14 protein-coding genes are annotated in these 13,907 nt (G+C 63.2%); 12 read left to right on the forward strand and 2 right to left on the reverse strand.

Translation table 11 applies throughout. The features are described from left to right. Positions 1 to 281: 281 nt before the first annotated feature. From Q3C01_RS02820 to Q3C01_RS02830, 3 genes are all read left to right on the forward strand, one after another. The gene (locus Q3C01_RS02820; protein WP_458143629.1) at positions 282 to 944 is read left to right on the forward strand and encodes a hypothetical protein; all 663 of its coding nucleotides are present in this window, start codon (positions 282 to 284) and stop codon (positions 942 to 944) included. A gap of 29 nt (positions 945 to 973) precedes the next feature. Further along, positions 974 to 1,210: an HGGxSTG domain-containing protein gene (locus tag Q3C01_RS02825; RefSeq protein ID WP_458143818.1), complete on the forward strand. Its 237-nt coding sequence runs from the start codon at positions 974 to 976 to the stop codon at positions 1,208 to 1,210. A 181-nt stretch (positions 1,211 to 1,391) separates the two neighbouring features. Beyond that, positions 1,392 to 1,793, forward strand: a complete 402-nt coding sequence (locus Q3C01_RS02830; RefSeq protein ID WP_458143630.1) for a hypothetical protein — start codon at positions 1,392 to 1,394, stop codon at positions 1,791 to 1,793. A gap of 140 nt (positions 1,794 to 1,933) precedes the next feature. On the opposite strand, the gene Q3C01_RS02835 is transcribed toward Q3C01_RS02830, so the two are convergent. Further along, on the reverse strand, positions 1,934 to 2,263 hold the full coding sequence (locus tag Q3C01_RS02835; protein ID WP_458143631.1) for a hypothetical protein: 330 nt from the start codon (positions 2,261 to 2,263) through the stop codon (positions 1,934 to 1,936). Positions 2,264 to 2,607: 344 nt separating this feature from the next. Between Q3C01_RS02835 and Q3C01_RS02840 the strand changes: the two genes are divergently transcribed. From Q3C01_RS02840 to Q3C01_RS02875, 8 genes are all read left to right on the forward strand, one after another. Beyond that, positions 2,608 to 3,738, forward strand: coding sequence for an ABC transporter substrate-binding protein (locus tag Q3C01_RS02840; RefSeq protein WP_458143632.1), 1,131 nt, complete (start codon positions 2,608 to 2,610; stop codon positions 3,736 to 3,738). 27 nt (positions 3,739 to 3,765) lie between these two features. Then, the gene (locus Q3C01_RS02845) at positions 3,766 to 4,773 is read left to right on the forward strand and encodes an ABC transporter permease (protein WP_458143820.1); all 1,008 of its coding nucleotides are present in this window, start codon (positions 3,766 to 3,768) and stop codon (positions 4,771 to 4,773) included. Then, entirely contained in the window at positions 4,767 to 5,555 is a 789-nt protein-coding gene (locus tag Q3C01_RS02850) for an ABC transporter ATP-binding protein (RefSeq protein WP_458143633.1), read from the forward strand. The genes Q3C01_RS02845 and Q3C01_RS02850 overlap by 7 nt, the downstream gene beginning before the upstream one ends. Positions 5,556 to 5,609: 54 nt before the next feature. Further along, positions 5,610 to 6,410, forward strand: a complete 801-nt coding sequence (locus tag Q3C01_RS02855; protein ID WP_458143634.1) for a class I SAM-dependent methyltransferase — start codon at positions 5,610 to 5,612, stop codon at positions 6,408 to 6,410. Positions 6,411 to 6,819: 409 nt separating this feature from the next. Further along, a complete protein-coding gene (locus tag Q3C01_RS02860) occupies positions 6,820 to 8,085 on the forward strand; it encodes an MFS transporter (RefSeq protein ID WP_458143635.1) in 1,266 nt (421 codons plus the stop codon). A 483-nt stretch (positions 8,086 to 8,568) separates the two neighbouring features. After that, positions 8,569 to 8,820, forward strand: a complete 252-nt coding sequence (locus Q3C01_RS02865; RefSeq protein ID WP_458143636.1) for a DUF1127 domain-containing protein — start codon at positions 8,569 to 8,571, stop codon at positions 8,818 to 8,820. A 203-nt stretch (positions 8,821 to 9,023) separates the two neighbouring features. Beyond that, entirely contained in the window at positions 9,024 to 10,112 is a 1,089-nt protein-coding gene (locus Q3C01_RS02870) for a mandelate racemase/muconate lactonizing enzyme family protein (RefSeq protein ID WP_458143637.1), read from the forward strand. Positions 10,113 to 10,313: 201 nt separating this feature from the next. After that, complete coding sequence (locus Q3C01_RS02875) at positions 10,314 to 11,462, forward strand: amidohydrolase (protein WP_458143821.1); 1,149 nt, start codon at positions 10,314 to 10,316, stop codon at positions 11,460 to 11,462. A 113-nt stretch (positions 11,463 to 11,575) separates the two neighbouring features. Here the strand turns inward: Q3C01_RS02875 and Q3C01_RS02880 are convergent, their stop codons facing one another. Then, the gene (locus Q3C01_RS02880; RefSeq protein WP_458143638.1) at positions 11,576 to 12,763 is read right to left on the reverse strand and encodes a CaiB/BaiF CoA transferase family protein; all 1,188 of its coding nucleotides are present in this window, start codon (positions 12,761 to 12,763) and stop codon (positions 11,576 to 11,578) included. Between the two features lie 179 nt (positions 12,764 to 12,942). On the opposite strand from Q3C01_RS02880, the gene Q3C01_RS02885 reads away from it, so the two are divergent. Next, the gene (locus tag Q3C01_RS02885; protein WP_458143639.1) at positions 12,943 to 13,830 is read left to right on the forward strand and encodes a VOC family protein; all 888 of its coding nucleotides are present in this window, start codon (positions 12,943 to 12,945) and stop codon (positions 13,828 to 13,830) included. The last annotated feature ends 77 nt before the right edge of the window (positions 13,831 to 13,907 follow it).

A 13,907-nucleotide genomic window follows, 5' to 3' on the forward strand; every position in this document is an offset into this window, starting at 1 on the left:
GGTGCGCTCCCTCTCCCGCTTGCGAGAGAGGGGCGAGGTGCCGGCGCGACAGCTTACGATTTTACGAAATCATTTGACACGTCGGGCAAATCACCGGCATGATGTCATCATTGCCAAATCCCTGAAGTGACCCACGGCGTGCCCGGCAAAAGCGCGTCGCGACAGTTTGCGCGCAATTCACCCTCATCCACATCAGCAATCGGTCCAGCAGGCCGCGGGCAGGCAATCGGCCTTGCGCGCAGTCACCCCTGCGCCTGCGCCGGCCGAAAGGAAGCATCGACATGACGGCATCTTCGAACCACGACGCGGCGGCGATCACATCAGGCGATCGACCGCAAACGACAGAATTCCCGCGGATCAAGTTCTCCAAACGCGGCTTTGCGATCGACCATCCGGATCTGGAGGCCGGCGAGCGGCTGATGGCGGATGCGTTCGGGGTCGCGGACAGCGACGCCATGTACGGCATTCTCAAGCAATTGGTGAAGGCGAGTGTGAACGGCAGCAAGCTCGACCACGCCAATCTCGCCTTCATGATTTCGATGATGCAAGGCATCAAGCCCAGGGACGCCATCGAGGCCATGCTGGCGGCGCAGATGGTCTGCGTGCACGTCACCGCGATGCGAAGTGCCCATCACCTCGCCAGCGCCGTCGACATCCAGTGCCAGGACAGCGCCGCGCGTGCGCTCGGCAAGCTCGTGCGCACGTTCCCGGCCCAGATCGAGGCGCTCAATCGTTACAGGAACAAGAGCGAGCCGGCCATCACCGTGCAAAACCTGTCGGTGCAGCACGGCGGCAAGGCCATCGTCGGCAACGTCACGCAGCATGCGCGCATGATCGTTGCGCAACCGAGCGAGGTGGCTGCGCTGGCGGATGCGCGGACAGTCCCGATGCCAATCGTCGGCGAACGGGAGCCCGTCAACGCAAGCCAAGATGCCTCCGCATGAGCGGCGGTCACGCCCGCACCACGAGCGCGATGCTGGCAAGCCCGCGCTGCGGCGCCAGAACGCGCGGCGGCGGCGCCTGCCGCGCGCCGGCAACGCAGGGTAAGAGGCGCTGCCGAATGCACGGTGGTGCGGACGGATCGGGCGCGCCAGAGGGAAACCGGAATGCGCGGAAGCATGGGCTGTTCACGAAGAAGGGCATCGCCGAGCAAAAGCAAATTCGGGAATTGTTGGGTGAGACGCGGAGACTGCTCAGGGAGCTCGAGTGAGACTGGCCGACGCTTCGAGCGGTCGGCCCTTTCGTCGTGCGCCGCCCCTTGACCCTCATCATTCAATGGACTGCGCGCCTCCGCGGAGAAGGCGATAATCGTTGCTATCCGGCTGCCATGCAGGCGATGCTCTCCCAATGGGTTGACCCGGTCGCCTGAGCGACACACGGAGGGAGACGACATGAAATTCGTTTCTGCCGCCGCATTGGCACTCATTGGTTGCCTTGTCGGCTTCAATTCCGCAAACGCACAAGGAGCCGCTATGAAAACGACGCCGACGACCAAAATCCTCGCCATCGGGACCATCAATCCCGGTTTCGAACAATCGCAGGTGTTTGCTGTTCTGCCGGAGGAAGTTCGGGAAACTGTCGACCTCTACCTCGATGGCAAGATCGAGCAGTGGTACTCGCTCCAGGGAAAGCCGGGCGTGGTGTTCATCATCAACGTCACCGATCCGGCCGTCGCTCACGAAATGCTCGAAAAGCTGCCTTTGGGTAAAGCACACATGATGAGCTTCGAACTGATCCCCATTGGCCCACTCAACCCGCTTCGCTTTCTGCACGGCATGCAGCCGAAACCCTGAGATATGCAGAGCCCTGGTTGGACGTCATGCGCGGGCGCTTGCCTGACAAAGCGTGACCGTGCGATGTGAAGCACACTTTCTGGCTCCAGTCCCGAAGCAAGGGTCCGCTCCTGGCGCAGCAGGGCGAGATCTGCTCGGAGTCACTTGGCGGCAACGGTCTCCTTGAACAGCTCAACCTTGCCGACCGCGTTGTCGGTCAACGCAAAGACCTCGTATAAATCGATCTGCGGCTTCATGCCGTAGCGCTGGATGATGCCCTCGAGCCACGGCCCGGTATAGAACGCTTTGGCGTCCTCGACGCGCTCCCACTGGTACACGCCGCCGGCCCAGCCGCTTTCGGACCAGATGAAGTGCTTGCTGATCAGCCCCGTCACCTCGCGGAAGTTGGGTGCGATCTTGTGAAAGTGCTCGCGACACGCGGCGTAGTCGATCTGCGGTGGAAGTTTGTATCGTACAACGGCGGTAATCATGCGACCTCCTGGGAAGGATGCCTTCGGCGCAAGATTGATGGCAATTCCATTGATCAAGCAAGCGAAGACCGAAATATCGACCATCTGCGCGCGCCGATCACGATCAAATGTGCCAGGCGCTGCCGCGAGTAGGTCAACACGATTGACGAGAGGCTTATCGCCGCGCGGCTATCTCATCCCAATTTTTTGCGTTCAATTTTTTGCGTTAATGTGAAACGCTTCACAGCTGTTTAGCCGACGGGCTCGGATGATGCCCAAAGCAAGAGAGGCGAGCTAAGGCCCCGCAAAGCGCCACCCGGTTCCGATGGGTTTTTTCCATTCACACGCGAGTTTGGGAGCAACACATGGAAAAGCGCGAAATTGACAACAGCTTGACGAAAGATCTGACCGAAGCGAAGCAGGGCGCCTTCTCGCGCCGCTCGTTGCTGACGCTGGCTTGCACCCTTGGCGCCGCCGCGCCATTTGGGATGTTTGGAGCGGCTCGCGCGCTGACAGCATCCGGGACTGGATCGCTGTCTTATATTCCGGCCGAGCCTTTTATTTGCCGCGTCGCAGCGAACGGTGAAGAGCTGCAAGGCCCGCCCCGCCAATTGAAACTCGCCTGGAACGCAAACGCGGCATGCACGGTCGCCGCGCCAGTCGCAAAGGAACGGGGTATCTTCGCCAAGCACAACCTGGATGTCGATTTCATCAATTTCGGCGGTTCGACCGACCAGTTGCTGGAGGCGATTGCAACGGGCAAGGCGGATGCCGGTTTGGGATTGGCCCTGCGCTGGCTCAAGCCACTGGAGCAGGGCTTCGACGTTCGGCTCACCGCCGGTGTGCATGGCGGCTGCATCCGGCTCCTCGGCTCCAAGGCTGCGAATATCGACAGCCTGGAGTCCCTGCGCGGCAAGTCTATCGCGATCAGCGATCAAGCGAGCCCAGCGAAGAACTTCTTTGCGATCTACCTCGCCAAGAAAGGCATCGATCCGGCCCAAGAGGTAGAGTGGCGCCAATACCCGGCCAATCTGCTCGCGCTCGCCGTCGATAAGGGCGAAGTGCAGGCGCTGGCCGAGATCGATCCGCTGCCCTATCTGTGGCTCAAGGACGGCAAGCTGAACGAGATCGCGACAAACTTGACGGGTGAGTTCGCCGACCGCACCTGCTGCGTTCTCGCGATACGCGGCAGCCTCACCCGAAACGAAATGCCGGTGGCGGCCGCTCTGACGCGATCGATCCTGGAGGGGGCAGACCACGTCGCCGACGATCCCGCCGATGCCGCAGCAATCTATTCGGGCTACGGCGGCAAAGGGTCCCTGGAGGATCTCGCCACGATGTATCGCAGCCATACTCACCACAATCATCCCGTCGGGGCGACGCTCAAGAAGCAACTTCTACTGTACACCGACGAACTCAAGGCAGTGAACGTCATCAAGCGAAGCACTGACCCGGCCAAGTTCGCCGAACGTATTTATCTTGACGTCCTAAGCTGAACTGGAAGATCCGCAGTGAGTTCGGTCATCGACGAAGCGCCGAGGCCATCAGAGAAATCGGGTTTCGGCTTTTTTGAAAGTTCAGCCACAGGGCCGTTGATCGGTGGACTGTCTGTGGCCGCCGCATGGTCCATGGTTGCCGCGCTCACTGCGTTCTGGCCGGACAAACCCGAAAACGATTGGACCTACACGGGCGGCTTCGCCATTGCCTGCGGAGCATTGGCCGCCGCCCTCGCCGTGGTGGCCTTTGCCGGCGTTCGTTTTGCCGCTTTCCAACGTCTCAAGCGGCTTTTCCCATGGCTGTTCGCGCTCGCGCTGTTTTTTGCTGCCTGGGAAGCCGTGACAGCAAAGCTCGGATTGCTTCCGTTACCGTTTTTTCCGCCGCCGCAGGCCATCGTCGAAGTCGTAATCGACGACTGGGGGCGGCTGGCTGAAGGCACCTTCGCCTCTGCTCGTCTGCTCGCGACCGGTTATTTTATCGGTGCCGCGGTGGGATTCGTGACCGGCGTGGCGATCGGCTGGTCGCGGCTCGCCGGCTATTGGATCCACCCGGTGTTGCGGTTCATCGGGCCGCTGCCCGCGACGGCCTGGCTGCCGCTCGCATTTTTCGTTTTCCCGTCGAGCTTCAGCGCCAGCATTTTCCTGATTGCGCTCGCCACCGGGTTTCCGGTCACCGTGCTCACCTGGTCGGGTGTCGCAGGCGTGAAGACCGCCTATTACGACATCGCGCGGACATTGGGAGCATCCCAGCGCTTCCTCGTGCTCAAGGTTGCCATTCCGGCGGCAATGCCGCATGTCTTCGTTGGCCTGTTCATGGGCCTCGGCAACTCGTTTGCAGTTCTCGTCGTAGCCGAAATGCTGGGCGTGAAGTCGGGGCTTGGCTGGTATCTGCAATGGGCGCAGGGCTGGGCGGCCTATGCCAACATGTACGCCGCGCTGCTGCTCATGGCGTTCTTGTGCTCCGGGCTGATCACGCTGCTGTTCCGCTTGCGGGACCGCCTGCTATCCTGGCAGAAAGGCCTGGTGCGATGGTAGCGGCGATCGCAGGCGAACAGCCGGTCCACGGATCGACGCTGACGATCCGCGAAGTGAGCCATCGCTTCGATCTCGAAGGCCAGCCCCTGCCTGTATTGGACCGCATCAGCATGCAGGTCGGCCGCGGCGAATTTGTCGCTCTCCTGGGACCGAGCGGGTGCGGAAAATCGACCTTGCTGCGACTGGTCGCGGGGCTCGACACTCCAACTGCCGGCGCCCTGCTAACGGAGGGAAGGGAGATCGAAGCGCCCGATCCGTCGCGAGTCGTCGTTTTTCAAGACCCCACGCTTTATCCATGGCGGACGGTGTGGAGCAACGTTGCTCTGGGACTGGAAGCACGCGGGTTGCTGCGCACCCATCGCGGACGTATTGAGGACGCCTTGCGCCTCGTCGGGCTCACGAGCTTCGCCAACGCCTACCCGCACCAGCTTTCCGGAGGCATGGCACAACGCGCGGCTCTGGCGCGCGCGCTGGTCAACGACCCGAAGCTGCTCATTCTCGACGAGCCTTTGGGCCAGCTCGACTCGCTGACTCGCATCGCCATGCAGGCGGAACTTGTATCACTTTGGCAGCGCTCGAGCTTCACGGCGCTGCTGGTCACGCACGATGTCGAGGAGGCGCTCTTGCTCGCCGGCCGCGTCATCGTGCTGAGCGATCGACCTGCACGGATCAAGGCCGAAGTCGTCAACAGCCAGCCCTATCCTCGCCACCGGGGCGATCCGCGCTTCGTTGAGCTTCGTCGCGAAGTGTTCGAGCATCTCGGCCTCGATGAGGCATGGTAGCCGTCAAAGCGAGCTCGCCGGGTCCAGAAGTCTGGCGAGCGCACGGAGACTTCGATGACCTCCGAATTCAACGTCCACAACGCCGCGGGCTATGAGCAGCTCATGGGCCGCTGGAGCCGAAGGCTCGCCCGGCTATTCATCGACTTCACAGGGGTCGCCGACGGCGAAAGGATTCTCGACGTCGGCTGCGGCACCGGGAGCTTGACCTTCGCGCTCGCCAACGCCGCCGACCTCGCGGAGATTGCCGCGATCGACTATTCACCGGTCTTTGTCGAGGAGGTGATCCGGCGCAACACAAACCCGCGAATAAGCGCCCGACAAGCGGATGCCTGCGCCCTGCCCTTCAAGGACGGCACGTTCGACCGCGCCTTGGCGCTTCTCGTGCTCCACTTCGTTCCCGAAGCGGGCAAGGCAGTCGCCGAGATGCGCCGCGTCGTTCGGTCGGGCGGCGTGGTCGCGGCGGCGGTGTGGGATCATCTCGGCGGCATGCCCGGCATGCGCATGATGGTCGATACGGTGGCGGCACTCGGTGAAAGCGGGCGCCAGTTGCGCAGTCGCTATTTCTTTCAACCTATGATGCAGCCGGGCGAATTGAGACGAACTTTTGTCGAACAGGGTCTCGTGGACGTTGCGGAAGTGGAGCTGATGATCCGTATGGACTACCAAAGCTTTGCCGACTATTGGGCGCCGATTGCCGCTGGCGAAGGGCCGCTCGGCAAGTATGTGGCAGCGCTCGACGCTGCGGAGCGAGCACGCATCGACGCCGCCATGCGCGATGCCTACGAGGCCGGCCGGCCCGATGGCCCGAGGTCCTTTGCAAACGTCGCGTGGGCCTGCCGTGGCATCGTTCCCTAATTCGACGGTCAGAGCCATCTCTTATGTGACCTGGATCATAGTCCGCGTCCCCTAAACGGATTAGGCTGACTCACAGGTTAAGCGTTAGCTTGCTTTGCCGCGCCCGACGGGCGGTTCCTCCCAAGACTCGGCCGATCGCTTCGAACAACCGAAGCGATCGGCCCGTTCGTCTTGCGTGAGCTCCAATATCGCAGCCGCCAATCAAACGCGCGATCGCTTCGCTTTGAGGCTCTCCTCCGGCCCCACGATGGCGCAACGAATCACGACATTTCGTGACGCGATTGATGCGCGGGTTTGCGTGCCTGCATGAACCTTTCTGATCCGGAATGACGGGGCTGTCTTTCCCGCAGTTGGCACCCTCCTTCCGATCGTGTAACGCCACCGAAAAGCTTTTCGGGATGGGACGCTCATGACTGCGGTGGCCACGGAGGAAGCGGGAGTTGGCACCCGCGCGCTGATCCTTGCGCTGATCGCGCTCGCGTGCGGACACATGCTCTCGACCTTGCTGCGCACCATTCCGGCGGTCAGCCTCGATCTGATGGCGACGGATTTCGGCATCAAGGCGCAGGCGCTGGCCAGCCTCACCTCGGTCTATCATTTCGCCTTGGCCGCAGCCCAAATCCCGGTTGGCGCGGCGATGGACCGCTTTGGCGTGCGTCCGGTGTCGCTCAGCCTGCTCGGCGGGACCGTGGTCGGCGCAACGGCTTCCGGCTTTGCGACAGGGCCGGAAAGTTTTGCGTTCGGGCAATTGCTGCTGGGCGTTGCCACCTCCGGCATGCTGATGTGCCCGATGACGCTGGCTGCCAAGCAATTGTCGGCGGCGCGGTTCGGCCTGTGGTCGGGTGCAATCCTCTCGATCGGCAATATCGGCATGCTGCTGTCGTCGAGCCCGCTCGCCCTCGTGGTCGATCATTACGGCTGGCGCGCGGGATTCTGGATCTCGGGCGGCGCGGGCATCCTGGTAGCACTCGCCGTCTTTGCGCTGGTGCCGAACCAGCCGGCCGAGCACAAGGACGATTCCTCGCCTCTGTCGCAGATGATCGAGGTGCTGCGACTCGGCTTGTCACGCCCCCTGCGCGGCTTGATCGCGCTCGCGCTGGTGTCGCTTGCGACCTCGCTGGTGCTGCGGGGCCTGTGGGGCGGGCCGTGGCTGATGGAGATCAAGGGCTTGTCGCGGATCGAGGCCGGCAACGAGCTCGGCGCATTCACGATCGCGATGATCGTCGGCCCGCTTTGCATCGGCATGGTCGATCGCTGGTTAGGCCGCCGCCGCGAGCTGGTTGCCGGCGCGCACCTTCTCGCGGCATTTCTGCTCGCACTGATGGCGTTCGGCGCGCCGTACTACGCTGTCTCTCTGCTGTTCGGCGTTCCCGTCATGCCGCCGCAATACGACCTCGTGCTGTTCGTGCTCATTGGCCTTGCGACCTCCGCGCAGCCGCTGCTGTTCGGCATGTCACGTCAACTGGTTGACGCGCAGGTTGCAGGCAAAGCACTCGCCGCGGTGAACCTCGCCTTCTTCCTCGGCGCAGCCCTGATGCAGTCGACCACCGGCGCAGTGGCGGCGCTCGCGGGACTGCCGGCGGTGCTGCTGTTCATGGCCGCGACGCTTCTGATCGGCACGCTGATTTTTCTGGCTTATACGTCACCGAGCCCGCAATCGCCACGCATGAATTGATGAGGGAGCACGCCGGGCTTTCGCCGCGGCTACCCGCGATCGAACGAATGCTCGCGCCGCGAAAGTTCGTTCCGGTCAACACTGGCCGCCGATCCGCACCAGCCGGGATGGAGCCTGCACGACTTGCGTGACGCTGCGAGGCAGATTGTCGCGGGCGTCGAAATTCGCCGCTGACTGTGAATTGGCTCACAATGGACACTCGATCGGCGGGCTAAGATTTTTGACGGAAGTCGGTTTGCGAAATTTTCTGCGCAGAAGATTTCCTTCAGGAAATTGTTCTGGATCCGAGCTATCGCGGTTGCCTTCGACGTCACCGTCGCAACGGCTGCGCCTGCCTCTGCCAGACAGAATCGTTGGCTGCGCGCTGCCGATTGATAGCTAAGCCAGCGATGTTTCGATCACAGTTGATGTTGAAGACTGCCGGCTGGCGACGCGGCGGCGATGATGCACGTGCCGGCAATAGGAGTATCCGGAGATTGCGCCATGAGCACGATCTACAGTGCAACAGCATACAGACGGCTCGCTTCCGCCCGGCGCGTCGTCCGATTCCTGGAAAGACACTGGGAGGCGTTTCAAGAGCGGCGCAAATGCGCGCGGGTGCAGGCCGCCCTGTCCGATCTGGGTGACAGGGAATTGATGGATATCGGCATTTCGCGTGGGGAGATCGACTACGTCGCCTCAAACCCGAACATCGACCCGCGCGGCGCCCGTCCGATTCCGCCAGCGATGATCTGATATCCGCCCCCATGCGTGCCCCGAACTGCGCTGCGGCCGCAAGTCGGCCGAGCTCCTGCGTAGCCGGTCGAATATCGAGTTCTTGGTGAAACCCGCCTTGAACTGCACGTGGGTTTCACTGCGCTCCAGCAACCTTGCGAGCTATCGCTTGATTAGGCTGGCGCGATCGGCGTACCCTGCAAAGAAAAATGCGGGATGGAAGCATGGCACGCATCGCATCGGCCGAGACCGGACTCTACCGAATCCCCCTCCCCGTCACTCTTTCCGACAGCACGCATGGCGAGATCAGGGCGTTCGAGCTCATCACCTGCCGCGTGCGCGATGCCGATGGCGCGGAAGGAACAGGTTACACCTACACCGTCGGCCGCAATGGCGGCGCGATCGCCGATATCTTGAAACGGGAAATCCCCGAGCTGATCGACGGCTTTGAGGCCGACGATACCGAGGCGATCTGGCATCACGTCTGGTGGGGCCTGCATTATGGCGGACGCGGCGGCGCCGCGGTGCTCGCGCTCTCGGCGCTCGACATCGCGCTTTGGGATCTGAAAGCACGCCGCGCGAACCTGCCGCTGTTTCGCCTGCTCGGCGGTTTCGATGCCCGCGTGCCCTGCTATGCCGGCGGCATCGACCTTGATCTCCCGGTCGAGGCGCTTCTCAAGCAGACGGACGACAATCTCGCCAAGGGCTTTCGCGCCATCAAGATGAAGGTTGGCCGGCCCGATCTCAAGTCCGACGTCGCGCGCGTCGCGGCGATGCGACAGCATCTCGGCGACGGCTTTCCGCTGATGGCGGATGCCAACATGAAATGGACCGTCGAGGAGGCGATCCGCGCCGCCCGCGCGTTGCAGCCGTTCGATCTCACCTGGCTCGAGGAGCCGATCATCCCCGACGACGTCGCCAGCCACGCGCGTATCCTTGAGTCCGGCGGCGTGCCGATCGCGGCGGGGGAAAATCTGCGCTCGCTGTGGGAGTTCAAGAACTACATCGCCGCGGGCGCGGTGTCCTATCCCGAGCCCGACGTCACCAATTGCGGCGGCGTCACGGCCTTCATGAAGATCGCCCGGCTCGCCGAGGCCTTCAACCTGCCCGTCACCAGCCATGGCGCGCACGACATCACGGTGCACCTGCTCGCGGCTTGCCCGAACCGCTCCTACCTCGAGGCGCACGGTTTCGGGCTCGACCGCTACATCGAGCATCCGCTGGTGCTCGACCGCGGCATGGCGCTGGCGCCAGTGCGGCCCGGTCACGGCATCGGCTTCGACTGGAAGGGGCTGGCACAGCTTTCGCCTTAGAGAGCAGGTCGTCATGCCCGGGCTTGTCCCGGGCATCCACGTTCTTGGCGCCTGCGAGGCAAGCCGTGGATGGCCGGGACAAGCCCGGCCATGACGATGGGGCGACAGCCTCTGCACGCGAGGCATTTGCTGGCGCTGCATGCGGCGGCCGGATAATCCGCTATGGTGACCACAGCCGGCACCATCCGAAAGACACCTGCCTTGACACCTGAGCTTCACCAGAAACTGACCGCGTGGCGCCAGCATCTGCATGCCCATCCCGAACTGTCCTTGCAGGAAAAGGCGACCTCGGCCTTCGTGCAGGACAAGCTTGCCGAGCTCGGCATTCCCTTCGAGGCCGGCATCGGCGGTCACGGCATCGTCGCGACGCTGAAGCGCGGATCTGCGCAAGGCCGGGTCGGCTTGCGCGCCGATATGGATGCGCTGCCGATCACTGAGGAAACGGGGCTTGCCTACGCATCACGCCATCAAGGCGTGATGCATGCCTGCGGCCATGACGGCCACACCGCATCCCTGCTCGGCGCGGCGGCGCTGCTGGCGGCAGATGCGAGCTGGAGCGGCACCGTCGATTTCATTTTCCAGCCGGCCGAGGAAGGTTTTGGCGGCTCGCGCGCGATGGTCGCGGACGGTCTGTTCGAGCGCTTTCCGATGATGCGGATTTTTGGCTTCCACAACTGGCCGGGCCTGGACGCCGGCACCATCGCGGTGCACGACGGCGTCGTCATGGCCTCCGGCGGGCGTGTCACGTTGACGATCGAGGGACACGCGGGCCACGCCGGCATGCCGCATCTGACGCGCGATCCGGTCGTTGCCGCCGGCCACCTGATCGTGGCGCTGCAATCGATCGTGGCGCGCAATGTCGACCCGCTCGACACCGCCGTGTTGTCGCTGTGCACGATCGAGGGCGGCACGGCGGCGAACCAGGTCGCCGGACGCGTGGTGATCCGCGGCACGCTGCGCAATCATCGCGGCGCGGTGCGCGATACCATCGTCGAAGGCATCGAGCGGACCTGCGCCGGAATTGCGATGAGCTTTGGTGTCAAGGTCACGCCCGACATCACCTTCGGCGTCGGCACGGTCGTCAATACGCCGGCGGAAGCGGGCCTTGCGCGGATCGCCGCTGAGAAGGTGCGGGCGCCGCTGCGCCGCGACCTCGCCCCGAGCATGGCCGGCGAGGACTTCGCCTTCTACCTCCAGCATTGCCCCGGCGCCTTCGTCTGGATCGGCAACGGGCTCTTGCGCGATGGCGCCGAACTTCACGGCCCGCGCTACGACTTCAACGACGCGGTCTTGCCGGTGGCATCGAGCTGGATGGCCGAGGTCGCCAAGACGGCGCTGGCTTCGAACTAGCCAATCGACGGCTGGCCGTATGCGTTCGCTGAATTGTTTGAGCATGGTCTCCGCGCAAACGCGTTCCGGGTTTGTCGCCAGAGAAAGCCGCTTCAAGCTTTCCGGATCATGCTCTAGATGATGCCGTCTTGCCGAAGCGCCGCAATCGCAGCCTCATCGTAGCCGAGTTCGGCCAGCACGAGATCGGTGTGCTCGCCGAGCGTCGGCGGGCGCGTTGCAATTTCACCCGGCGTTTCCGACAACCGGACGGCAGCGCGTGTCACCGGTGCGGGCTTCGGCAAGCCTGGATAGTCGACATCCTGCATGAATCCGGCAGCCCGGATGTGCGGATGATCCAACGCCTGTTGCGGGCTGAGGACAGGACCGGTCGGAATCATCGCACGTCCCAGCGTGTCGACGGCCTCCTGCGTGGTGCGCTCGGCGCACCAGCGCGCCATCCGCTCGCTGATGACAGGGCCGTTATTGCCGCGGCTGATATCGTCGGCAAAGCGCGGATCACCGAGCCATTGCTCCTCCTCACCCATCAGCTTGGCCCAACGTTTGAACAGCGGATGGCCCGTGACCTGGCACAGCACCCAGCCGTCCTTGGTGCGGTAGATGTCGGCTGGAGCCGCGGTCTGGCCGAGATTGCCGGTCGGAACGCGATTGATCGATATCACGGCCTGCTCGATCAGCGTGGCGTTGGTGAAGGACAGTGCCGTTGCGAGCAGCGCGCCCTCGACGATCTGCCCGCGCCCGGACTTGCCGCGCTCGATCAGCGCGGCAAGTGTCCCGAATGCGCAGTGCAACGCGGTACCGAAATCAACCCAGTTCACCGCGGCCCGGTAAGGCGGATCGCCGGCGCCCGTCATGTACACCGAGCCCGACATGACCTGCCCGACACCGTCGAAGCCGACGCGGTCGGACCAGGGCCCCGGCCCGCCGAACGCGGTTGCCGTCGTCAGGATGATGTCGGGCTTGATCGCCTTCAATGACTCGTAGTCGAGCTTCATCGCGCGCAGGGTCTGTGGAGGCAAATTGGCGACGACGACGTCCGCAGTCGCGATCAGGCGGCGCATCACCTCCTGCCCTTCCGGCTTCATCGGATCGAGCGTGATGCACTTCTTGTTGCGGTTGATCTGTAGAAACAGCGCGCCTTCACCGCCTTCGCCGACGGGCGCCACGAAACGGTCCTCGCTGCCATCGCGCTTTTCCACGCGAATGACCTCGGCGCCGAACTCGGCCAGCAACGTCGCGCAATACGGCCCCGCGATATAGCGCCCGAAATCGAGGACGCGCATGCCCTCCAGAACTCCCCCCATCGATGGCTTTCCTTATCGTATTTTGCCCGGTGTTTCTGCCAGATTACAGGGACTGGCTGCGGCGGCAAGGAGGCAACGGACGTCATGCTCTGCTCGTAGATGTGATCGGCCAACAGTTTCGGCTGACGGAAATTCTGCTCTAGTATGGTCTGTCCGTCCCCTAGCCAGAGCGTACATCCATGCCGCATCAATTCGATCGCTCCGCCGAAGATCTCGGCAATGCGATCCATCTCGAGCACGTCAACGTCCAGGTCCCGGATCAGCGCCTCGCCACCTTGTTTTACGTCACGGGGCTCGGGCTCACCCGCGACCCCTATCTGATGGTGTCCGACACCAACATGTGGATCAATGCCGGACAGAGCCAGTTTCATTTGCCAAGCGGCAGGCCGCAGGTGCTGCGCGGTCACGTCGGGCTGGTCATTGCGGGGCGTGAGGCGCTGCTGCAGCGACTCGCATCGGTCGCGAGCAAGCTCGAGGGCACGGCGTTCGCGTTCGCCGAGCACAACGACTACGTCGAGGCGATTTGTCCGTGGGGCAATCGCCTGCGCTGCTACGAGCCGGACGCCGCGCGCTTCGGGCGCATCGCGCTCGGCATTCCCTACGTCGAATTCGACGTGCCGGCCGGATCCGCACCCGGAATTTGCGCCTTCTATCCCGAGATCATGGGCATGCCCGCTAGCTTGCGGAACGGCGACGGCCGGGTTGCCGCCGTGAAGACGGGCCGCAACCAGCATCTCCTGTTCCGCGAGACCGATCGGCCTCAGCCTGATTATGACGGCCACCACGTGCAGATGTATATCACCGATTTCTCCGGCCCTTACCGAAGGCTATCGGCGCGCAAGCTGATCTCCCGCGAGGACAATCAATACCAGTACCGGTTTTGCGACATCGTCGATCTCGACGGCGGCAAGCGTCTCTTCACGGTCGAGCACGAGGTGCGCAGCGCGACCCATCCAATGTTCATGCGGCCAATGGTCAACCGCAATCCGGCGCTGACCAACCGCAACTACGCATTCGGCCACGATCAGTCGTCCTGGGCGATGGGGCCGGATCAATATGAGGGCTAGAGCGTGATCGCGGCAAACGCGGTACGCGGTTGCGCGGCGATCATGCTCAAGCAAAAATCCTAGAGTGCGATGACGAT

The organism is Bradyrhizobium sp. UFLA05-109 (genome assembly GCF_054185165.1).